Source organism: Chromobacterium vaccinii, from assembly GCF_000971335.1.
In the GTDB taxonomy this organism is placed as follows: Bacteria; Pseudomonadota; Gammaproteobacteria; order Burkholderiales; family Chromobacteriaceae; genus Chromobacterium; species Chromobacterium vaccinii.
The window spans coordinates 1-21,535 of the sequence record NZ_JZJL01000049.1 but is presented as its reverse complement, the minus strand read 5'-3'; the positions used below and the strand labels follow the sequence as shown (position 1 = coordinate 21,535).

The window sequence follows — 21,535 nt, the reverse complement described above, 5'->3', positions numbered from 1 at the left end:
GGGGCGGCGCGGAAATCAGCGCGGCGGCAGCCGGCTGATTTCCATCACGCCGCCCATCTCGCTGTAATGGAAAAAGTCCGACACATTGTCTTTCAGCCAGGAAATGCCGGAGCGAACGCGCTTGGGCACCTGGCAAAACAGATCGTCGCCATTGCCGGCGCACTGCGCGGCCGCGCTGCTTTTCGCCGGCCATCCCATCTTTTGCCAGAAAGCAGCCCGCTCCGCGGCCGATAAATTGTGCAGCGATACGGGCGCGTTTCCACTACTGCCGCTCAGCTCCAGTCCATCGCCAACCATGCGCAGGTTCCAGACCGGTTCGCCGGCTTGCGCTGTGTATTCGTGGCCGTATGCCCCGGCCGGAAAGTCCTGAGCCTGGGCGAAGCCGCAGCACAGCAGCAGGAGGGTGGCGATGAGCGGTTTCATGGGCGGCGTCGCTTGGGTTGAAACGGCGGATTATGACGATAAACAGGCCTATGGGCCATTGGCGGCGGGGCGGCAGGCGTGTCGTAAATGTAGAGCGTAGGGTGCAATATCCGGCCAGAAGCCTGTCGATGCCCCTGCCTTGCCGCCGGGTATTGCGCCGCTCGGCATATCGCCAAATCCAAAACAGCCAGTGTGTAGGGTGCAATACCCGGCTAGAAATCTGTCGATACAGTCACCTTCCCGCCGGGCATTGCACCGCCCGACGCATCGCAGAGTCCAAAACAGCCAGCCGCAGTTAAGCGGCGGGTTGCTGGCTTTATGGAGGAAGGTTTACAGCACGCGGGTGAGCAGGGTGAGGGACTGGTTCATCCGTTTATCCAGCGGCTCCAGCAATTCCTTGATGCGGCTGGACGGCAGGCGCACGTCGTCGCCCAGGCAAGCCAATAGATCGATCACGGATTGCAAACCCAACTGGCCATGGGCGAGATGGCAGATGGACTCCACCACCGCCTGCTCGATGTCCTGGCATAAATGCGCGACGCGCGCGGCCGGCTCTCTGACTTTGGACTGGTCCTTATTGGCCAACTGCTCCTGCAAGGCGGCAAAGGCTTCATGCAGCCGGGTCATGGCCAACAGGCTGGGTGGATGCGTGGGGGCTTGGTTGTTCAGGGAGAACGCGAAGCGCGACGAACTGCGGGTGATGCTAGGCATGGCAAAACCCTCATTTTGATTGAGCCTTGCAGTGCTTGGGCGGACAAGGCTCCAGATGTGGTCAAGGCAGGGCGACAGCGGCAAGACGTTTGTGAATCACGGAACGGGAGTCTTCTGCATAAGCACCTCCATGTCTGGCTGCCACAGCAGCGCATAGCACATAATGAGTGTCATGAAGATATCAATAACAATCAAAAAGTCACTTATAGTTATCATTTTGCAAATCATACCGTGTGGCCTCGGCACAAGCAAGCGCTGATGCTATCGGGGTATGGAAAACACAACGAAACCCTCAACCGCCCGCGCGGTTTTCGCCCGCAATCTGCGGATCGCCAGACGGCTGAACGACGTGTCGCAAGAGGCATTGGCCTTGCAGGCGGGGATGAGCCGAACCTATGTGTCGGAGATTGAGCGCGGCGAGCGCAATGTCTCCATCGACAATATGGGTGCACTGGCCGACGCCTTGGGCGTTGCGTTGAAAGACTTGGTGGACCCAGAGATGTTTGGTGGGCTGCTGGACAAGGCGAATAAGTAGCGGCGGGTCTGCCCGTTATGCGCTTTTTGGAATCCGCTGTGCGGATGATGATTTAGATTGCCGGGGCTGCCCGGCTGCAGGGAGGGGATATTTGCGTGGACAAATATCCCCTCCACCCCTAAAGGCCACCCTGCAAGCCTGGCCTTCGGCTCCCCGCCGGGGCCCGTCAGGCCCGAGGCGCGGCTGAACTCGCCCCGCGCTACCGTCGCGGGACTCAAACAGGCAGCCGCTTAAAACCTCGGGCCTGCCACCCGTCGGCAGGCTTGAAGGGACTGGGGTGCATCGCAAACGTGCCAGCTGTTTACGGGCGTTGCATTGCGCGGGCGTATCCGATTGTTGAACCGAACCGACTTGCCCCTATCCCATCAGCGCAAGCCGATTCCGAAGCCCTTTCCAAGGTTTTAAGCCGCCGGCTGTTCGACGCCGTGCGATGTTAGCGCACGGCTAGTTCCGGCGGCTCCTTGAAAATAGTTTTGGGGGCGGGGTTTCGCAGCGCTGTTGGGTCGCCTTTTCTTTCGTCCATTTCTTTTGGCGAAGCAAAAGACATGGACCCGTCCAGCCGGGCGGAACCGGCACCTAAATATTTGTCCGCAAAGCGGACTCAAGGCCTTTCATTGCGCGGTGAACGTTTGGCTTCGCAGGGTTTAGTCGTAATATACGGTTCATATATTACTTGGTAGGGGGTTGTGGATTCTTTGTCTGACTGCTCCCATTTTCTAGTTTTGATAATAAGTCAGGAATGAATCGCTCTGAAAATCCTGATATAAATCCCCATATTGCCATTCTGCAGCTGTCGCTATGAAACAGGCCGCTTTTGTCTAGCGATGGAATTAGATTTGTGGAGAAAATAGAGTCTCCTATATGCCCGCAAAAGAAGAAGTATATTAAAGTGCCTGAAACAATACCACTTGCTAAAGAAAGATATAGGCTCCATGAACCACTTGTTAGCATCGATATCGTTTCGTCGCTTTCTTTTCCTCCAATCGTTTGAATCCGATGAAGGATGCTGAAGAATGAGCCTAGCAATCCAAATCCCATGGAGTAAGCCAGCAAATCTGTGAGCGGATGATAGTGGTTTTGGTAGAGCAATCCTGTGAGAAATACAAGTGAAGTGAATATCAGAAGGCGGAGTCTAAGTCGGTCAACAGCCTTTTCATGACCTATTGATTTCAGGAAGGCATGTTGTCCTTTTGATTTTGAGAATAATGCTTTATTTCGAATTTCATCATCTTTTTTCTCCTCGCTAGGAGAGGAGGATAAATAATTAGGGAATAACTCAGGGGCTACTGCAGGGAGAAGGTGTAAAGGTGAAAGTTTGATGGCTAGTGTTTCTAGCTCAAATAGCTCATTCCAAGTATAGTTGATGTTTTTCAGCAGCGTATTGGCCCGTTCTTGATCCTCATTTTGTTCATTTTTAGTAGATTCGCGGGCGAGAAGGTAATGGCTTGCTTTGGTTCTTGTGATGAATTCTTTCGCGACCTTTGATACGGTATATCTTTCGCGCTCAAGTTGTACTTGTGCGAGTTCTTCTGACTCCCATAAACATGGTAATAAACAATCAGGGGAAAACAGCCGAATGAAACGCCTTACTTCTTTCATGCACATGAAATCTTCTCCTTGATTGTCAGTTTTGAGATTGAATTTTCAAGTGAGTTGGTTAGTGCTTTGATGTGTAAATTACTATTTTTCTTTTTGCATATGTATTTTCAATGGAGCTTCTAGTCATCGCATCATATTTCGGTTCTCATCTAAATATGTAGCATGACGGTATGCTTCGCGTACCTTATTTTTAATGGTGTGTGTCAGGGCCGTAGGTTGGGCTGAGTAACACGAAGCCCAACGCTTACCGAAAAAGCTCTCAAGCACCGAGATCATTACTTCCACAGCGAGGGTGAGTTGCGGATTGTGTGGAGGGGCGGACAGATAGGAGCAGCCTCATCGAGGCAGGTGGGGACAAGGGAGATGGGATCTCGCCCCGGTTGGGGAGGGCGGCTCAGGCCAGAAATGGACAACAAAAAACCGCAGGGCTTGAGCCGTGCGGTTGTCTGCTTCGCTTGATGTCTTGTGGTGCCAGAGTCTCTATCGAAAAGACATGCTAAGCCATTGTTATTATTTTGTTTTTATTGATGTGAAAAATGCGTCTATACGCAAAAATATACACATTCTGAAATAGCAGTTTTCGACCCTTTCCAGACCTTCAAGTTTAACGAAGGGAGGATTTTGTTAGCCGCTCAAAGGATCGCTTACCGTGGTTTGTTGAGACTACGTTTTAGTCGACGCTTACTGGACGAAGATTCACGGACATGTAACCTTGTCGCGGGCCGTTAATATCGTAAATCTTGAAATACCCTGACAGCAATGCGAGATTGTCTCGAATTTCGAAGGGCAAACTATCGTTCTTCGATAGGTGTATCAGATACTCCGCCCCTCCAGAGCCGGTGTCGTCTGCATTATTTGGGACCGTAAATATTCTCCGGCCGTAGGCATCGCTATCCCCACTAACATCCTCTGTCATTTCCTCGGATAAAGTAATCGACAAAAAGACTGTTTTATCCAAGTACGCAAACATTGCCTGGTTGAACTTGGCTCCCAATTCTGGGTCTCTGCGCCAGCCTGGAAATGGCTGCAGCGAGAAGTCATAGCTCGGAATGTCAAGCTTTGACTTCCCAGCATTTATAGTGACCGTTACATTGCCTTGAGTGTTGGCAATAATGGGGCTATTGGGGCCGCTGGTCGATTGAGAAGTAGTGTTCTGAGACAGCGGAGTGTTGGTGGTTTTTTTTGCGTCCGGTTTCTTCAGGCTCACCAAGAACGAGCCGATGCCAGCAATAGATGCAATAACTGCCAGCGCACTGCCTAGAGACTCTAGGCTGATATCCATATTTAATCTCCGAGGAAAGGGCGTGCAAACTGTCTTGATATTTAACAGTCTTCATGCGAGCGGTAGTGTATAGCAATTGCTATTGATGGCAGAATTTATAGCTCAATCGCTTGGCGCGTAAGGGCATTGATATAACAACGAGCCCGTAAATGTGGTCCATCAGCTTCATGGACAGTTTGGTGATCCCGTTCAAGCTCAAACCATTGGCAGGTAAAAGTTGCTTAGCTGGCGTCACTTGGTCAAAGGTGCGAGTGGCTGCTCATGGCCGTCAGCAGTCGATTGTAAACCGCGTTTTCCCCATCGCCCAGCCAGGCACGCACACCTAAAATCCCTCCGAAACCGTGGATCGGCCCCTAAGTCCTTGTCCTGCAATGGATTTTCATCCACGGTTTGTCCCCCAGCTCGCCCCCCGATTCCGTGGGTGCGTCAGAAACTTCAATAAAATCAATGCCACGAAGGGAAGGGCGAATCCACCATTTCCACCACATCGGCCGGCAAACCCGTGGATTAATTTTTAAGCAGCTCTTCGAAACCGTGGATGGCCTCTTGCTTCCTTTTTCACTGCTTTCCTTCTCTATCTCTTTGTTTTTTATAAAAGAAGAAGAGAGGAAGAGGGGTGAAGCCGTAAAACGGCGATGTGGAAGAATCGGGGCAAACCGTGGAAGTGGGAGGCGAAACCGTGGATTTCTGAGGGCAAACCGTGGATGGGTTGTTCTCAACAATCAATGACTTAGGTGGAGAAGAGGGGGCAATCCACGGAATTTTTTCACATCCTCCCACACCCAATGGCGCGGAAACCGGCGATTGCCGGCCGTTCTCGCTGTTTTGTGCGTGCCATTGTCATATTTGATGTAGGGAAGGGTTTGCTGTTGCGCAGTTTGAACGGGGCAAAGCGTGACAGCCCACACAAGGCGGGCTGTCGAGGGGAAGGGCGGCTGGTTTGGGTTTAGGGCTGGACGTCGGGCGCGGCGTACAGGCCCAGCTTTTCCAGTTGCGCCAGGCTGATGGCGGTCAGGTGGCCCTGGCGGCGGCCGTGGATGGTCTTCTCGACGCCGTCGGCCAGCACCACCGGGCTTTGCAGCAGCTGGTTCTTGAAGATGCGGCCGGTCTTCACCGGCAGCGCGTCGAACTTGGCGCGCAGATGCGGCGCGGTCGATAGATGGTCCATCACATGGTTGGGCCGGATGAACAGCGCCATTTCGGTGTGGCCATCGGCATGCTTGACCCTGTCCCAGCAGTGCGGGTAGTCGTAGCGCCTGGCCTCCAGCTCGGACAGCAGGATTTCCATGATCCACACCCAGGGCAGGCGGCTGCCGTCGGTGTCCACGATGTGGCTGTTCATCTCGGCCAGCAGGTCTTCAATGAAGCCGCCTTGTTGAGGGTCGAGGTCGGCGAACTCGCACAGCAAGGCCCAGCTGCACAGCAGGGCGGCGTAGTTCTCCATCATCCGCCGCGCGGTGGCGTCGCCGGCCGGGGCGCGGCTGTGCCGCTCGCACACGCCCAGGTAATGGCGATGCAGATCGCGCAGCCGGGCCGGCTCGACGTCGGCCAGGAACTGCAGCCAGGGCCACAGCGGGAACACCGGCAGATCATGCGGAATGATCGCCCCTTGCCGCTCTTTCGACAGGCTGCTGCGGCACAGCTTGGATTGCAGGCTTTGCGCGTCCACCTCTTCGCCGGCCAGCAGCACCGGCGCGCACATCAGGTAAGGTGTCAGGCTGGCGCCGACGCGGGTGAACTCGAAGCGATAGGTCGATTGCAGCAGCGCGTCGATGTCCGACAGCACCGTCTTCGGCAGCTTGGAGAATTCATCCCAGCCCACCGGCTGCGAGGTGAAGGACACCGAGGCGCGGCGGCGGTGGTCGGTCTTCAGCATCTGCCCGGACAGCACCTGAAACGCCAAAGTGGTTTGCAGGCTCTCCAGCAGCTTGGACTTGCCCGATCCCTTCTCGGCTTGCATCTGGAAGTGCGGATAGAAGCCCAGCAGGTTCTTCAGATGGGTGCCCAAGCCCCAGACCAACACGATGGCGGCCGCATTGTCGCGGAAGGTGTCCTGATAGGCTTGAATCACCGTCCGCGCCTGTTGCTGGGTGCCGCGCGGGAAGGTCAGGTTGTAGTAGAGGCATTGCTTCTGCGGCTCCACGAAATAGCAGTCTTGCCCCTCCTGCGCGGCCAGCGCGCCGGCCTTCCACGACAGGCCGACGAAGTTGACCACATCGCGCGCGCCCAGGTCGGCCGCCCGCTCCATCAGATTGACCAGGCGCTGGAACTGCGCGGGCTTCCAGATCGCGCCGAAACGCCCCTTCCACCATTCCAGGTTGTACAGCTTGTCGTCGGTGGCCACCTCGCGATGCAACACCGTGCCATGGCGCGCCAGCTGGGCGCTGATGCCGAACACCGTTTCCGGCTGATGGTCGGCCGCGCCGCTGATCGTCGCCAGATGGCTCTGAATGCGCAGCCGCGACAGGCTGGCCACGCGGAAGGAACACAGATCGCCCAAGGTCTCCGAGCGCTTGCCGTCGTCGTCGGTCTTGAACTCGTCCACGTATTGGGTGAAATCCTCCTTCACCCGGAAGCGCCAGTACACCGCGAAGTCATGGCCCGGCAGCTGCACCCGCCGCGTACCCTCCAAACGCTCGCCGCCGCCAGGCATGCCCGGCACTAGCCACGGCTCCAGCTTGCGCAAGCGCGCGGTCAGCTCGTCCTTGCCATGGCGTTGCAGCACATCGTTGATGTCCTCGCCTTCGTCCCATTCCTGCATGTCCACCAGCAAATGGCCGATGTCGGCGGCAATCAGCTTCTCCGACAGCTTCCAGGCGGCGGCCAGGCCCGGCCGCAAGCCGGTGGCCGGGTTGACCGGGTCGCTGTGGTCCAGCGCCACTAGCACCCGCTTGCCGCGCAAGGCGGTCCAGTCGATGCTGTCCACGTTGCCGACGCCGCGCAGCGCCAGCGCCGCCACATCGGATGATGCGCAGCACTCCACCGACAAGGCATTGATCGGACTTTCCACAATCACCACCATCCGCGCCCGCTTCAGCCGCGCCGGATCGCTGCACCAGCCATGGCCCTCGCGTTCTCCCTGGCATTGCGTCTTCACGCCGCCATTCAGGGCCGGATCGACATAGCGCAGATCTACTGCCGCCAGCCGGCCGCCGCTGCGCACCAGAAAGGCGACGGCCGCGCCGCCGTGGCCGACTTCGCCGGCCGCCACTTTGGCGCTGTGCCAATCGTTCCAGCCCAGCGTCTTGCACTGGATGGCGCGGCGGATCACCGCCTCGGCTATGCCCCGGCCGGCCAGGTAGGCCATAGCCGAATCGGCTTGCGCCAGGCAGCGCTCGCCAATGTAGTCGAGGGTGGATTTGCGCGCCGGCGCGGCCTTGTCCTTCATCGCCGGTTTCGGTTGCGGCATGCCGTACCAGTCGCCCAGCAGCCGCGCGGCCGCCAGCGGCGTGTCCAGCTCCGGCCGGCAGAAGCGCAGCAAGTCGATGCAGCTGCCGCCGGCGTCGCCGCTCCAGTCCTTCCAGCCGCGGCCGTCGGCGAAGATCGACAGCGAGGCGCTGCTGTCCGGGTGATGCGGGCTGTGATAGTTGCCCTTGCCCTGGCGCGTCAGGCCCAGCCGGGCCGCCAGGTCGTGCAAGTCGATGCTGTCCTTCAACTGGTCGAACCACTGGCCAAGCGCCGTTTGCGAACCGCCAGACAAGCCGGGGGCGTCTCGCCCGGTACGCGGGAGAGGGTTTCTAGCATGCATGTCTGTGTCCTTAGAGGATTTGGCCGATTTCGGAGCAGGCGTGGACCACCTGCTGCTGTAGCGGGGCCAGCAGGCCGGCGACGCGATGGGCCGGCAAAGGTTGGTCCTCGGCGTGGCGCAGCAGATCGAGCAGCCCTTGCAGCGTCTCGCTGGTGCCGGACAGACGGCAGATGCCGCCGGACACCACGTCTTCGACCGATTCGCACAGGCCGGCCAGCTGGGCCACCGGCTCGCGCAAGGCGGCGTGTTCCGGCTGGGTGGTCAACTGCTGCAGGAGGATCAGTTCGCGTTGGATGGCGGCCAGGGCCAGCGGGGCGAGAAGGGGCAGGGTGCTCATGCGATCACCTCCACGGCGAAACCGGCGGCGGTGCGATGAATCAAGGCGCGTTGACCCTGGGCGACCAGCAAAGCGGCGAGCGCGCGAGCTTGGGCCTCGTTGGGCAATGTGGAAACGGGAATTGCAGTAGCGGGGAATAGGGCGCGGAAAGCGTGCAGGATGATGCCAGGCATGGAAACCTCCTTCGTAAGCGTTACGCTTGCCATCCCGACGCCAATCGGGGGTGGCAGGCACAAGGCAGGATTGGCGTACCGGTACGAAGGAACCGGCGCGTGCATGCACGCTCCCACCAAGGCCCGCCATAGAAGAAGACGCACCAATGGTGTTTAACGGACGTAAAAAATGCCGCAATAGGCGGCTATCCGCCTTCGTAATCAGGACGCCAATCCCGGTCGCGCTATTGAACACGACGCGGTAATGGTGCGGGAATCGGGCGGGGCTGTCAAGCATGTGATTCACATATTGCGTTTGAGCGGTGAATTTCATCGGGATATAATGGTGCTGGATGGTTGGATTTAGTTTTGCTGTACCCAAGGCCCTGGCAGGGGCCTTTTATTTTGGTCGAAGGGCGTTATGGCTTTTGTGGGTAGTTTTTCGTGGTGTCCTTGTCCTGCATGTGGCGGTTTTTATAAAATCAGAACAAGCCGAAAAATCATTGCTAGGTATGTTGAATACTATACGTCGTGTCAAAAATGCGGCGGTAAAAAGAAATTTGTACGCCGATTTGAAGAATCGGTGTGGCCTAGTATTGGCATGACTGAAAAAGAGGTGCGTCATAAATACAGTCCCGCACAAGTGCGCGCCGCTTTGGAAGAGATTGATTTTATATATCACGATAAAAAGCAATTAATGTCCGATGAGCTTGCGAAGCTGGAAAATCAAGCCAAACTATTCCGGGAAAGATTGAAGTCCCATCAAAAGGAATACGATTTATTGATGGCCATTGCCGCCGATAAATAGACTTCAGAGAAATGGCCCGCCCTCCAGCGGGCCATTTTCATTACTTCAAGACTCTGTGCTGAATCCGGCCGGCTTGTACCGTCAGCGCCGGCGGCGGCGAGGGTTTGGCCACGCTTGGCAGCGTGCGCAGCCGCTCCGACGGAATCAGCGCGCCGCCCTTGATCGGCTGGGCGACGGTGCGCGGCTCGCTTTCCATCGTCTTGTACTGGTGGCAGCAGTCGTCATTGCTGCAGTTGTAGTAAATCTCCTTGGCGGTGGCGGTCAGCATGCGGCTGGTCCGCACTCTCGACACCGCGCCGCACAGCGGGCAGGGAAAGGCCATGTCCGTCTCCTCAGTCCACGATTTCCACGTCTTCAATCAGCGCGCAGGCGGCCAGGTTCTCCACCACGTAGGCGTCTTCGCTGGAGTGGTAGAACAGCACGCTGTTGATGGCGGGGTCTTCCTGATAGCGGTAGCGCACGGCATTTTGGTTGAAGTACAGCGACAGGTTGTCCAGCCGGGTAATCAGGATGCTGTCGCCGGGGAAGAAGGCAGCCGTCGCCGCCTGCAAGCCGCCCAGGCGCTGCTTGTGGAACACCAGATCGTCTCCCGGCTCGTTCGACTCGCACACCGCATCCGGCAGCAGGTCCGCGCCCACCAGCGCCACCAACAGCGGATCATCGCGCCAGGCCGGCGCCAGCAGATGGTTGACGGCATGGCGCACTAGGCGGTGCAGGTTGTGGAAACGCTGGCCTTCGCCGACGCTGACACTCTCCAGGCAGGCTTGCGGCGCTTGCTCGCGGATCTGCTGCAGCCAGCCGACATTGACGTCCTGCAGCTGCGGATATTTGGCCCGGTCGGAGTCGGCGGCGCGTATCAGGCCATGGAAACCAATCATCACCCGATCCAGCAAGATGCGGCGCTCCAGCGTCTGCCGCGCGCGGGCCTCGAACAAGGCTTGGTCTTGCGTCTCGCTCATCCAGGCGTCCAGCGTCTCGTAATCAAACGCCGCGTCGAAGTTGGTCTGCCGGCAGAAGTATTGCGCCGGTTGCCAGGTCTTTTGCGCGGGCTGGCGTGCATGGCGGTTGGTGTCCACTGTCGCGGCCAGCGTGCCGGCCAGGTCGAAGTTTTGCGAGCGGCCTTTGATGTTCGCCACGCCGAGGATGTTGATGGCGGATAGCAGCCGGCTATGGGTCTTCAACGCATTGATGCGGGCCTGCGCGGCTTGCGGCTCCGGGGCGGCGTGGCAACTGTCCTGAGTTTGATGCGCGTCCATATGACTGAAGTAGCGGCCGATGAAATGGTCCAGGGCTTGGCGGGTAGCGTTTTGCATGTCGTTGTCTCGCTTAGCGGTTGATCAGGGTTTGGTATTGCGCGTCGCGTTCGGCCTGATACCGCATGCGGGCGATGGGGTTGTGCTGCATCGAGGCGGGTTCGGCCAGCGCCGGCAGGGGACGGTTGAGCAGGGCCAGCAACTCATCCGGCTCCGCCTGCGGCGCGGCTTGCAGCGCCTGTTGCAGCTCGCCGGGCTGCTGCGCGGCATAGAACTCATCTTGATTTCTGCGCAACTCGGCGCGGCCGAACAGCCGCTCGATGCACGCCTTGGGCGCTTGCTCCAGCAGCAGCGCCAGCACCGGCAGCTGTTGCCCCCATTGCGTGATCTGGTCGTCCAGCACCGCGTCCCAATACTGGCGGCGCAGCGCCTCGCGCTCCTTGGCCAGCGCTTGGCGCTGCTCGAACAGCGTTTCTTGCTGCACTTCCGCTTGAATCTTCTCTTCCTCGGCGATCTTCAGCGTCTCCTCAGCCAATTCCAGATTGGCCATTTCCTTGCTCTTCAGCTCGCGCACCGCCTTGGTGGGAATGCCCAAGGTCGAGCGCATCGCCTGGCGGCAATCCTTGCGCGTCTGCTCGGCTTCGCTGCGCAGCGCCTCGGCGGTTTGCACGCGGCGCGAAGCGTTGTCGGCCAGGGTCTGCCAGGCGTTGAGGTCTTGCTCGAAGGCGGCCAGGCGTTCAGTCAGGCCGGCGACGGCGAAAGCGACGGTTTCTTGGGTGTGGGGGTTCTGGATATGCATGTTCTGAGTCCGGGTGCGTTTGTTGGGGTGTTAGGCGTGGCGGGCGGCGATGCGTCCAGCCATCCAGACATCGATTTCAGACGACAGCCAGGCCACGCTTTTACCGCCCAGCGGCACCGGAGCCGGAAAGCTGCCGCGCTTGATGGCGTCGTACACCGACGAGCGGGACAGGCCGCAAGTGGAGATGACTTCCGGCAAGCGCAGAAAGCGCAGCGGCTGGGCGGTGAGCGAAGGGGCATTGGCGGTCATTGGATTTGTCCTTATCGTTTTGTCTGAATAGCTGTGGATGCAATCGGACACGCCGATCAGCGAATGCAGTATTTCAGAAATTTCAAATCGAGTTTGGCGGGCTTGTTGTGTGGAATCGCCACACAACAACGAAACTTGAAAAGGCGAAAAAACGTGGATTTGGCTATTGACGACAGGCGAGGAAACGGAAAGAAGCGGGGCGATTTTTGAATGGCTGGACGGTATCGGACCCATACGGACGCCATCGGACATACTCGGCGGCAGATTTAAGCGGGAGAGGAGAGAGAAGGGCGGAAACGTCAGTCAGCGAAAAGCGCGACTGCATGCATAGAGTGCATGAAAACGCATGAATCGCGGCAGGGGAAAAGCTAAGCGCCAGCCTATGCAACAAGGGGCTGGCGCGAGTTCATGCAGGTGCATGATTAGCTGCACATGAAGCGCGGGGGCGAGGCGGGGCTTCGATAGCGCGCGCTGGGGGCTGAGGGCAAAAGAGGCCATTAACATCTCACTGCACTGTCAGGCGCGACAAGCGAACTAAGACAAGCTCATTGGATAGCAGCGTTCAGCAACGGGCGTTTATGGGAAAGCCAGTGTTATCAATCGATTGCCACGCATGTCGTGGCTGGAATCAACCCAGCGCCGCTCTTGTTATTGGGTAAAAGCGGACACTCAACTGTGGCATTCACCAGACCTGTGCAGTTTTTTACCCAGGCCCGGTGGAAACGTAGTCTAACTATGCACGTTGAATGGGGTGCTGCCTGCCACCAGTACCAATTGCGCAAGATGCTGAACAAGCTCTATATCGAATGAAAGCTGTTCGGCTTCAGGTGTAAAGGGAAGCAGTAACTCAATGTCACCATCCCTCGAGTCAGCCTTGGTATGAACGATTTTGCAGCGAATGTCATAGATTCGGTCTGCAACATCGTTTCTAAGATCGACGGATGTATTTGCTAAGGGAATTTTGTGATATGGCAGCGCCTTCGCTTTATTTAGGAAGAACTCTTTTCTCTCAGCATCTTCCCCCATGAATCGCCGTAACTCGTCAGAGTCTGAGCACTCCATAAGCGTTGCGCGTAACTGCGATCTTTCATCACCAAACGCACCACTTCGGCTAATGTGGATAGCGGCCAAAAGTCGCGCAATGTCGGTATCACGATCTCCGCGGAAAGTCGGGTCTTTCAATATCGCCTTCAGCTTACGCTGGGCCTCGGACTGAGAGTAAATAGGGAAATAGAATTCTATAGCTTGGTAAAAGGCTAGAAACTGAAGCAACGGCATGCCCGTTGCACTTCTGCCGTACCAATACAACGAGAGCGGGGCGTTTTCGAATTGTATTTTGGGGTACTGTAACTCGGTGGCTTGGTTTTGCTGCCTCCTTGGCTTACGTGCACCGGGAAAGTGACGACGCTCTTTTTCAAGACCTACTGGGAAGTCGGTAAGTAAATCCAGCTGAAATAGTATCGATCCCGCGGCCTTATTTAGTAACGCGAGTGCAGTGTCATGCGTCGAGACATGACACCCGGTTAACTTAAGGGTTACCCGTTTTCTACCTGGAGGCCTCGCCAATCGAGTGAATACCTCGGAAGCAGGGCTAATCTCGATGTGAGGTAAACCCTCCTGTGTGGCGGGTACGGAGATTTTTGCAGATTCGATGTCGAACTGATCATTTTGGGGATCAAATCCAAAGAGGCGTCGGAGCATATAACTTGATGGTCCGATAACAGGTGCAAGTGGTCGTATCGCAGCCTCTATAGTGCCATCGGCATAGGAACATACCGCTTCAAGACCAGAAAGATAGGAGTATTTCTCGAACGGGATTGAAAGTAGTCGCATAATACTATTATCGTCAGTCCAAAGATTAAGCCAACGAGTATTGCGACCGCATTTCATTCCAACCCTAAGCCTTGGTTCCTCATAGGGGACTGTTATTTCTTCAAGTGCAATTCCTGCCTCTTTGCATCGTTCTGCTAATAGTTTCTTTGCAGCAACAACCTCCTCGATGGGAGTAGCGGCCTCAATTTCCTCTTCTTCAAACGCGTTGTCAGCGTCAGCCATAGTAAATAATTCCAAATGAATTTAAAGCGTTTTGGCGTCAAATTGTCTGCTTGTTGCGTTACGAAAAAGCGGACAGAAGGTCTAGTATCCGAGTATCTCGCATAGCATCACAATTCGATGTCATTAACCAGAAAGGGTGGCATCACATTCCATAGGGTCAAATAGCTGCTTGACTGAGGGTGTATCAACAGTCCGCAAGTGGCCTGGAGCTGCCACGTTTCTTCTCCGTTGCTAGGAAATACTACTCTCTTGGTGGTTACCTAAGAATTCAGCCCACCACTGCATCATTTTCCTACGCTCTTCCAGATACTCAGCGCGATGGTAGGCAGCGCGCACCTTATTGCGTTCTGCATGAGCGAGCTGTTTCTCTATGATATCTGGATCGAAGCCTTCTTCGTTAAGAACTGTCGAAGCCAGCGCACGGAAGCCGTGAGGGGTTGCCGTGCCTTTGTAGCCCATGCGGCCCATGGCATAGCCCAGCGTGTTTTCTGACATCGGTTTCTTGAGGTCTGTCACGGCAGGGAAGAGCAGGGCACTTCTGCCGGTCAACGGGCGCAGTTCTTTCAGCAGCTCCAGCGCCTGACACGATAGCGGTACAAGGTGGGGCTCGCGCATCTTCATGCGCTCGGCCGGGATGCGCCATTCCGCCCGCTCTTCATCAAACTCTTCCCAGCGCGCGGCGCGCAGTTCACCAGGGCGAACGAAGGTCAGCATCAGCAGATGCATGGCAATGCGGGTCGGGATATAGAGTTGTTCGGCCGCCAAACGGCGGTAGAACTCGCGCAGCTCGCCGCGTGGCAGTGCCGGGCGGTGTTCCACCTTCTTTGCGCGTATCGCCCCTACAAGGTTGATTGCTGGGTTATCCGTGGCCCTGCCGGTTTGGATGGCAAAGCGGATGATGGCGCTGATGCGCTGCAAAACCCGTTGCGCGGTTTCGACTGCGCCGCGTTTTTCGATTTTTAGGATGGTATTCAGGATGAGGGGAGCGGTCAGGTCGGGTACTGGCAGCTTGCCCAGGTCGGGGAAGGCGTCTATCTCCAGCGAGTCCATCACTCGCCGCGCATGATCTGGCGTCCAGCGGTCGAGCTGCTTCTCATGCCATTCTCTGGCCACCAGCTCGAAAGCGTTGGTTGCCGCGATCTGGGCGACAACCTTGGCTTCTTTCTTGGCCTGGCTGGGATTGATGCCTTGGGCGAGCTGTACTCGCGCCTCGTGGGCCTTCTGGCGCGCATCGCTCAAACCAACTGCAGGGTACTTGCCCAGGGCGAGGATGCCGGCCTTGCCTTGAAAGCGGAAACGGAAGCGCCAGAGCTTGCCGCCGGATGGCGACACTTCGAGATAGAGGCTTTCGCCGTCGGCGAGTTGGTAGGGCTTGTCTTGGGGCTTGGCTTGCCGGATGGCAAGGTCGGTCAGGGCCATGTGCATAGATTCCTGTGTATAGATTCGCTCTTGGTGGCGATGGGCGCGCAGCCTTGAGCTGCGAGCCTATGAGGAGGGTGTGTATAGATTTTAGCCCTGCGTTGGCATCTATACACGGATCTATACACAAAAATGCTGGATCTAGCTGGATGAGTCCGGATCAAAATGGACAACAAAAAACCCGCAAAGCCTTGTGCTGTGCGGGTTTCCTGGTACTTCTCGGACTCTCTCGGAGTTGTCGCTGGTGCCCAGAGTCGGACTCGAACCGACACGCCTTGCGGCGGGGGATTTTGAATCCCCTGCGTCTACCAATTTCGCCATCCGGGCAACATCTGCGAGAGAACGAATCTTAACCTTGCGCCAAGCGCTTGTAAATAGTTGGCGCTCAGTCTTTTTTCAGTTTCAGCGCGTGGTCGTACAGCTGCTTGCGGTTGGCGCCGGTGATCTGCGCGGCCAGGGTGGCGGCCTGCTTGGTGGGCAGATCGGCGGCCAGGATCTCCAGCACGCGCAGCGCTTCGGCCGGCGGCGCGTCGGCGTCGGCTTCCGCTGCGGGGGCGGCGTCGATGATCAGGGCGATCTCGCCGCGCTGCTGGTTGCTGTCGGCCTTCACCCATTCCAGCAACTCGGCAGCGGGACTGGCGCGGAAAGTTTCGAAGGTCTTGGTCAGCTCGCGGGCGATCATCACCCGGCGCTCGCCGCCCAGTTCGGCCACGATGTCTTCCAACGCGTCGACGATGCGGTGCGGCGCTTCGTAGCAGACGGTGAGGTGGGGAGCGGACAGCCATTGCTGCAGCGTCCTGCGGCGCTCGCCGCTCTTGGGCGGCAGAAAACCGTGGAACTGGAATGTGGGCGCGGTGAAGCCGCTGGCGGACAGCGCGGCGATCACGGCGCTGGCGCCGGGCAGCGGGCGCACCGGGTGGCCGGCGGCGCGCACCGCCTCCACCAGCCGGGCGCCGGGGTCGGACACCGCCGGGGTGCCGGCGTCGGATACCTGCACCACGATCTGGCCTTCGGACAGCCAGCGCACCACCTGTTCCGCCATGCCGCGCTCATTGTGCTCGCGCAGGCTGACCAGCCGTTTGGCGCGGATGCCGTAGGCGGACAGCAGCTGGCCGGTGACGCGGGTGTCTTCGGCGCAGACGACGTCCGCGGCCTCGAACGAGGCCAGCGCGCGGGCGCTGATGTCGGCCAGATTTCCAATGGGCGTGGCCACCACATATAATGTCCCGCTACAGAAACTATCCCTGGCGGCATCGATAAGGTGGGCGAACGAGGTATGCAAAGACTGACTCCGTTGTTGTTGGTTGGCGTCTTGCTGACGTGGTTGACGCCGGTCGGGGCGCAAACCCCCGACTATATCATCCAAAGCAACGGCGCGCCGATGCGCGCGCTGGTGCAGCCGCCGGGCCAGACGCCCAGGCTGGCGACGCCGACGCCGGCTGAGGTTCGGACCGATGTGCCTGCATCCGGCGCGCTGGCGGCCAAGCAGGCCACGCGCGGCAAGATCAGGATAGGCGTGATTCTGCCGACGGAGTCGTCGGCGCTGGGCGAAGCGGCGGCGGTGGTGCGCAGCGGCGTCGAGGCGGCGGCCCAGGTGGACCAGAGCGCCGAGCTTTACAGCGTGGACGCCACCGGCGACAACGTGGTGGAACGTTACCGCGCCGCGGTGGCGGATGGCGTCAACGTGGTGATCGGGCCGCTGTCGCGGGAATCCATCGCCAAGCTGGCGCCGTCGGTGACGGTGCCCACCATCGCGCTCAATTCGATTGACCGGCAGGCGGCGGCCAATCCCAAGCTGTATTCGCTGTCGCTGATCGTCGAAGGCGAGGCGCGCCAGCTGGCGCGGATGATGCGCGACGACGGCCGCGCCAATCCGTTGCTGGTGGTGGGGGGCGATGCGCTGTCGCAGCGGCTGGGCAAGGCCTTCGCCGATGAATGGCGCGCCGTGACCGGCAAGCCGGCGCGGCAGATGGCTTTCGACGCCAACGACATGACTCCGCTGCTGCAGGCGGCCGGCCAGGCCGACGCCGTCGCGCTGGCGCTGGACGTGGCGCAGGCGGCCAAGTTCAAGTCGGCGCTGACGCCGGATGTGCCGGTGTACGGCACTTCGCAGCTGAATATCGGCGGCGCGCAGGCGGAGTTGGCCGGCGTGCGTTTCATCGACATGCCGTGGTTCCTGATGCCGGCGCATCCGGCGGTGCAGCGTTACCCGCATCCGGCGATGCCGCTGACGCGGCAGACCGAGCGGCTGTACGCGCTGGGCATCGACGCCTATCGGCTGGCGGTGCAGCTGGCGGTCAGCCGTCCGGGCGCGGCGGTGAGGCTGGACGGCGTCACCGGCGATTTGAAGCTAGGGCGGGACCGCGTGTTCGAGCGCCAGCTGCCGGCTGGCGTGATGGGCGGCAACGCGCTGCAATGAACCAGGCCGGCCGGGACGCCGAGGATCGCGCGCTGGCCTTGCTGCAGGCGCGCGGCCTGAAGCTGGTGGCGCGCAACTGGCATTGCCGCGGCGGCGAGATGGACCTGATCATGCGCGACGGCGACGCGCTGGTATTCGTCGAGGTCCGCCATCGCGGCGGCAGCCGCTTCGGCGGCGCCGCCGACAGCATCACCGCGGCCAAGCAAAGGAAACTGATGCTGGCCGCGGAAGTCTATCTAAGCAGCCACAATATCGACTCGCCCTGCCGTTTCGACGCGGTAGTCAGCGTCGGCGGCGCCGAGCCGCAGTGGCTGAAGAATGTGATCACGCAGTAACTGTTGAGAAAAGGGGATTCCCCAATGGATCTGATTGACCGGGTCAACGGCCATTTCCTGGAAAGCATCGCCGCCAAGCAGGAGGCGATGGAGCTGCTGTCGCCCGGCGTGGCGGCGGCCGCCGAGCGGATGGTGGCCTGCCTGATGAACGAGGGCAAGATTCTGGCCTGCGGCAATGGCGGCTCCGCCGCCGACGCCCAGCATTTCGCCGCCGAGATGGTGGGCCGCTTCGAGAAGGAGCGCCCGGGCCTGGCGGCGATTTCGCTGGCCACCGACACCTCGGGGCTGACCGCCATCGGCAACGACTACGATTTCGACATGGTGTTTTCCAAGCAGGTGAGGGCGTTGGGCCACACCAACGACCTGCTGCTGGCGATCTCCACATCGGGCAATTCCGCCAACGTGATCGAGGCGGTTTACGCCGCCCACGAGCGCGGCATGAGCGTGATCGCGCTCACCGGCAAGGACGGCGGCAAGATCACTGAAATACTGTCGCCGGAAGATATACACCTGAACGTGCCGTCGCTGCGCACCTGCCGGATCCAGGAAGTCCATATCCTGCTGATCCACGCGCTGTGCGACGCCATTGACTGCATGCTGCTTGGAGGGGAGTAAGAAATGAAGCGCAACGCATTTGCATTGTTGCTGGCCGCGGGGCTGGTCAGCGTTTTGAGCGGCTGCGTCGGCCTGGTGGCCGCGGGCGCAGCCGGCGGCGCGCTGGTGGCGTCGGACCGCCGCACCAGCGGCGCCTATGTCGACGATCAGGCGATCGAGCTGAAGTCCGGCGAGCAGATCGCCAACCGCTTGCCGTCGGCCCACGTCAACCGCACCAGCTTCAACCGCGCGGTGCTGCTGACCGGCGAGGTGCCGAGCGAGGAGGCCCGCCAGCAGGCCGAGCTGATCGTGCGCGGCCTGCCCAATGTGCGCCGCGTGTACAACTACACCACGGTGGGCCCGGTATCCGGCTTCTCCGAGCGCAGCAACGACACCTGGATCACCAGCAAAGTGCGCACCCGGCTGCTGGACGGCAAGGGCGTGAATCCGAACAACATCAAAGTGGTGACCGAGCGCGGCGTGGTCTACATGCTGGGCCTGGTGACCCAGGGCGAGGGCGTCGAGGCTTCGCGCGTGGTCAGCGAGACGGCCGGCGTGCAGAAGGTGGTGACTCTGTTCGAGTACATTCAGGACGTGACGCCGGCGCAGTAAGCGCGGCGCGCAATGAGCAAGCGGCCCATCCGGGCCGCTTTTGTTTTATCCGCGCGGAGGGCTTCAGAGGGTGTCGTGCTGCGGCACCAGCAGGTCGGCGCACAGCACGTGCAGGTTTTCGTCGATCTCGATCGCCATCGACATCGTCACGCAGGAGCGCGGGTCGGTCATCGACAGGTAGGGCTCGCTCATGTACAGCACGCCGGGCTGGTCCACCGCGTGCTGGAAATAGCTGCGGCGCGACCAGACCGCGCCGGTGGTGTCGGCCAGCGGGCTGTAGCGCGGGTCGGTGCTGGAGGCGGACTGGCGGCTGTTCAGGTTGCGGCCGATCTGCCGGCCTTCGCTGTCCAGCAGGAAGCAGCGGATCACGTCCGGCAGTGACAGCATCGGCTTGGCCGCCAGGTCGAACGGCGTGTTCTGCATCAGCGAGATCGCGCTTTGCACGAAGCATTGCCGCGCCAGCTCGATCTGGCGGCGGGTGAGCTTGCGCTTGAGCAGCGCGTGCGCCATCAATTCGTCCCAGCGCTCGTCCAGCCTGGGGGTGATCAGCTCGTCGGCGTCGGGGGCCTCCGCCGGCTTGGCGATGAAAAACCCCTGGATCAGATCGCAGCCGGAATCCATCGCCACCAGCACGTCGCGCTCGGTTTCGATGCCCTCCACCACCACCAGCGCACCGATTTCGTGCATCAGCCGCACCAGCCTGGACAGCAGGGCGCGGCTGCGCGGCTGGACGATGGCGTTGCGCAGCAGCTGGCGGTCGAATTTGACCAGGCTGGGCTCCAGCTGGCACACCCGCTCCAGATTGGAGTGGCCGACGCCGAAATCGTCGATCGCGATCATGAAGCCATTGTTCTTCAGGATGTTGACGCCTTCGATCAGCGCCTCGTCCACTTCCAGCACGTGCTCCAGCACTTCCAGCACCACCTGGTGCGGCTCCAGGCCGGCCTGGCGGATGTGGTTGACCAGCGCCATCGCGCGGTCCGGGCGGGACAGCGAGGCGGCGTCGATATTGAGGAACAGCCAGCGGGGATGGTCGGACTGCAGCTGCAGGTAGCGCTGGATATGGGCGCGGCACACCGCCAGGTCGAGCTGGTGGCGCTGCTCGGGCGACACCGCGGTGTAGAAGGCTTCTGCGGGTGAGAGCGCGGTCTGGCCTTGTTCGGCGCGCAGCAACGCCTCTACCCCTATGCTGCGTCGGTGCGCCAGGCTGTAGACAGGCTGGAAGTGGCTGCCGATTTTCAGGCCGGCGTGCTCGAATGCTGTCATCGCGATACTGCCTCCGTGTCCAAGATGCGGGCTCTTTTGGCCCTTGTCCGCTGCTGAAGCAATCGGCATTCCAGTTTAGTGCATGGGCGTAGAAATAAAAAACGGGCCCTCAGGCCCGTCGTCAACGATTGTTAAGCGCGCGGCAAAAACAACAACCGCGCGCCGCCTCGTCAGTCTTGCTGAATGCCGGCCACCAGCCACTTGCCGCCGGTGCCGCCATCCTTCACGTAGTGCCAGGTTTCGGTGAACGGCACGGCCGGGGCGCCGACTTCCTCGCTGACATTGCCGCTGAAGGTGACGCTGGCGATGTAGGCGCCGTTCTCGACGGTGGCGTCGGACAACTGGCAGTCCAGCTGCGAGAAGTCGGCCACGCCGCTGTTGCCGGCGATGTCGCCGGCCAGCGCGCTGAACAGGTCCGGCGTCATGTACTTGCGCACTTCTTCCAGGCTCTCAGGCGTGTTCAGGCTCTGCAGGTGCAGGAAGGTGGCCTTGGCCTGGCGCAGGAAGTGCGGGGTCTCGGTGCCGTCCGGCAGGCGCGCCGGAGCGGGCGCCGCGTTGAAGCCGCCGCCGAAGCCGTTGCCGGCCGGGGCCGCGCCGCCGTTCAGGCCGGAGCCGATTTTGGGAATGGCGTCGAAGTTCGACTGGCCATGGTTGTCGGCCATGCCGCGCGGCATGCCGGCCGGCTGCGGCGCGTTGGCGGCCGGGTTGCCGGCTTTGCGGCGGAAGAACATCATGCCGCCGACCAGAACCAGGCCCAGCAGCGCCAGCATGCCCCAGGGCATGCCGCCCTTTTCAGGCTGCTGCGCGGGCTGGTGGGCCGCTTGCGACTGTTGGTCGGCCGGAGCGGCGTTTTGCTGCTGGCCCTGTTGGGCGGCCTTGTCGTTGCCGGAGGAGCCCGCCATGTAGCCGATGGCGGCGCCCGCCACCGCGCCGGCCGCG

General features: G+C 59.8%; 23 protein-coding genes and 1 tRNA gene. 7 read left to right on the top strand and 17 right to left on the bottom strand.

The genetic code is table 11. The features are described from left to right. Window positions 1–15: 15 nt before the first annotated feature. Both VL52_RS19175 and VL52_RS19170 read right to left on the bottom strand, forming a co-directional pair. Window positions 16–423 carry a hypothetical protein gene (locus tag VL52_RS19175; protein WP_046158544.1) on the bottom strand — a complete coding sequence of 136 codons (408 nt, stop codon included), beginning with the start codon at window positions 421–423 and terminating at the stop codon, window positions 16–18. 330 nt (window positions 424–753) lie between these two features. Continuing rightward, window positions 754–1,134 (bottom strand): DUF1484 domain-containing protein, encoded by a 381-nt coding sequence (locus tag VL52_RS19170; RefSeq protein ID WP_046158543.1) that lies wholly within the window; start codon window positions 1,132–1,134, stop codon window positions 754–756. Window positions 1,135–1,405: 271 nt separating this feature from the next. On the opposite strand from VL52_RS19170, the gene VL52_RS19165 reads away from it, so the two are divergent. Beyond that, window positions 1,406–1,669, top strand: a complete 264-nt coding sequence (locus VL52_RS19165; protein WP_046158542.1) for a helix-turn-helix domain-containing protein — start codon at window positions 1,406–1,408, stop codon at window positions 1,667–1,669. Between the two features lie 669 nt (window positions 1,670–2,338). Here the strand turns inward: VL52_RS19165 and VL52_RS24790 are convergent. Beyond that, window positions 2,339–3,274, bottom strand: coding sequence for a hypothetical protein (locus VL52_RS24790; RefSeq protein ID WP_144410328.1), 936 nt, complete (start codon window positions 3,272–3,274; stop codon window positions 2,339–2,341). Window positions 3,275–3,938: 664 nt separating this feature from the next. Beyond that, window positions 3,939–4,550 carry a hypothetical protein gene (locus tag VL52_RS19160; RefSeq protein WP_046158541.1) on the bottom strand — a complete coding sequence of 204 codons (612 nt, stop codon included), beginning with the start codon at window positions 4,548–4,550 and terminating at the stop codon, window positions 3,939–3,941. A gap of 149 nt (window positions 4,551–4,699) precedes the next feature. Between VL52_RS19160 and VL52_RS25085 the strand changes: the two genes are divergently transcribed. Beyond that, window positions 4,700–4,876 carry a hypothetical protein gene (locus tag VL52_RS25085; RefSeq protein ID WP_160298968.1) on the top strand — a complete coding sequence of 59 codons (177 nt, stop codon included), beginning with the start codon at window positions 4,700–4,702 and terminating at the stop codon, window positions 4,874–4,876. A gap of 620 nt (window positions 4,877–5,496) precedes the next feature. On the opposite strand, the gene VL52_RS19155 is transcribed toward VL52_RS25085, so the two are convergent. The 3 genes from VL52_RS19155 to VL52_RS25260 are packed head-to-tail and all read right to left on the bottom strand — an operon-like array spanning window position 5,497 to window position 8,808. Next, on the bottom strand, window positions 5,497–8,298 hold the full coding sequence (locus VL52_RS19155) for a toprim domain-containing protein (protein WP_082113837.1): 2,802 nt from the start codon (window positions 8,296–8,298) through the stop codon (window positions 5,497–5,499). Between the two features lie 10 nt (window positions 8,299–8,308). Beyond that, complete coding sequence (locus VL52_RS19150; RefSeq protein WP_046158539.1) at window positions 8,309–8,635, bottom strand: DUF1484 family protein; 327 nt, start codon at window positions 8,633–8,635, stop codon at window positions 8,309–8,311. Then, window positions 8,632–8,808 (bottom strand): hypothetical protein, encoded by a 177-nt coding sequence (locus VL52_RS25260; protein WP_200896054.1) that lies wholly within the window; start codon window positions 8,806–8,808, stop codon window positions 8,632–8,634. Before VL52_RS25260 ends, VL52_RS19150 begins: the two co-directional genes overlap by 4 nt. A 400-nt stretch (window positions 8,809–9,208) precedes the next feature. Between VL52_RS25260 and VL52_RS24785 the strand changes: the two genes are divergently transcribed. Continuing rightward, entirely contained in the window at window positions 9,209–9,595 is a 387-nt protein-coding gene (locus VL52_RS24785) for a hypothetical protein (protein WP_144410327.1), read from the top strand. A gap of 40 nt (window positions 9,596–9,635) precedes the next feature. On the opposite strand, the gene VL52_RS19135 is transcribed toward VL52_RS24785, so the two are convergent. From VL52_RS19135 to rsmI, 8 genes are all read right to left on the bottom strand, one after another. Next, on the bottom strand, window positions 9,636–9,917 hold the full coding sequence (locus tag VL52_RS19135; RefSeq protein WP_052729408.1) for an Ogr/Delta-like zinc finger protein: 282 nt from the start codon (window positions 9,915–9,917) through the stop codon (window positions 9,636–9,638). A 10-nt stretch (window positions 9,918–9,927) separates the two neighbouring features. After that, the gene (locus VL52_RS19130) at window positions 9,928–10,908 is read right to left on the bottom strand and encodes a P2 family phage major capsid protein (RefSeq protein WP_046158536.1); all 981 of its coding nucleotides are present in this window, start codon (window positions 10,906–10,908) and stop codon (window positions 9,928–9,930) included. A gap of 13 nt (window positions 10,909–10,921) precedes the next feature. Next, window positions 10,922–11,647 carry a hypothetical protein gene (locus VL52_RS19125; RefSeq protein WP_046158535.1) on the bottom strand — a complete coding sequence of 242 codons (726 nt, stop codon included), beginning with the start codon at window positions 11,645–11,647 and terminating at the stop codon, window positions 10,922–10,924. A gap of 30 nt (window positions 11,648–11,677) precedes the next feature. Next, the gene (locus VL52_RS19120) at window positions 11,678–11,896 is read right to left on the bottom strand and encodes a helix-turn-helix transcriptional regulator (RefSeq protein ID WP_011134203.1); all 219 of its coding nucleotides are present in this window, start codon (window positions 11,894–11,896) and stop codon (window positions 11,678–11,680) included. 729 nt (window positions 11,897–12,625) lie between these two features. After that, the gene (locus tag VL52_RS24780) at window positions 12,626–13,951 is read right to left on the bottom strand and encodes a hypothetical protein (RefSeq protein WP_144410326.1); all 1,326 of its coding nucleotides are present in this window, start codon (window positions 13,949–13,951) and stop codon (window positions 12,626–12,628) included. Window positions 13,952–14,182: 231 nt separating this feature from the next. Continuing rightward, window positions 14,183–15,370, bottom strand: a complete 1,188-nt coding sequence (locus tag VL52_RS19110; RefSeq protein ID WP_046158533.1) for a tyrosine-type recombinase/integrase — start codon at window positions 15,368–15,370, stop codon at window positions 14,183–14,185. A gap of 242 nt (window positions 15,371–15,612) precedes the next feature. Beyond that, a tRNA-Leu gene (locus tag VL52_RS19105) sits at window positions 15,613–15,697 on the bottom strand. 58 nt (window positions 15,698–15,755) lie between these two features. After that, a complete protein-coding gene (gene rsmI / locus VL52_RS19100) occupies window positions 15,756–16,586 on the bottom strand; it encodes a 16S rRNA (cytidine(1402)-2'-O)-methyltransferase (RefSeq protein WP_046158532.1) in 831 nt (276 codons plus the stop codon). 60 nt (window positions 16,587–16,646) lie between these two features. Here rsmI and VL52_RS19095 point away from each other — a divergent pair, with 60 nt between their 5' ends. Genes VL52_RS19095 through VL52_RS19080 form a run of 4 tightly spaced genes read left to right on the top strand, consistent with a single transcriptional unit; the run spans window position 16,647 to window position 19,330 of the window. Beyond that, complete coding sequence (locus VL52_RS19095; RefSeq protein WP_046158531.1) at window positions 16,647–17,789, top strand: penicillin-binding protein activator; 1,143 nt, start codon at window positions 16,647–16,649, stop codon at window positions 17,787–17,789. Continuing rightward, window positions 17,786–18,124, top strand: a complete 339-nt coding sequence (locus VL52_RS19090) for a YraN family protein (protein ID WP_046158530.1) — start codon at window positions 17,786–17,788, stop codon at window positions 18,122–18,124. The genes VL52_RS19095 and VL52_RS19090 overlap by 4 nt, the downstream gene beginning before the upstream one ends. A 24-nt stretch (window positions 18,125–18,148) precedes the next feature. Further along, window positions 18,149–18,739: a phosphoheptose isomerase gene (locus VL52_RS19085; protein WP_021475806.1), complete on the top strand. Its 591-nt coding sequence runs from the start codon at window positions 18,149–18,151 to the stop codon at window positions 18,737–18,739. Window positions 18,740–18,742: 3 nt separating this feature from the next. Continuing rightward, complete coding sequence (locus tag VL52_RS19080) at window positions 18,743–19,330, top strand: BON domain-containing protein (RefSeq protein WP_046158529.1); 588 nt, start codon at window positions 18,743–18,745, stop codon at window positions 19,328–19,330. A 63-nt stretch (window positions 19,331–19,393) separates the two neighbouring features. Here VL52_RS19080 and VL52_RS19075 read toward each other — a convergent pair whose 3' ends face one another. Beyond that, entirely contained in the window at window positions 19,394–20,596 is a 1,203-nt protein-coding gene (locus VL52_RS19075) for a sensor domain-containing phosphodiesterase (protein WP_046158528.1), read from the bottom strand. Window positions 20,597–20,766: 170 nt separating this feature from the next. Beyond that, a partial coding sequence (locus VL52_RS19070; RefSeq protein ID WP_046158527.1) for a Tim44 domain-containing protein occupies window positions 20,767–21,535 on the bottom strand: 769 nt, incomplete at its 5' end.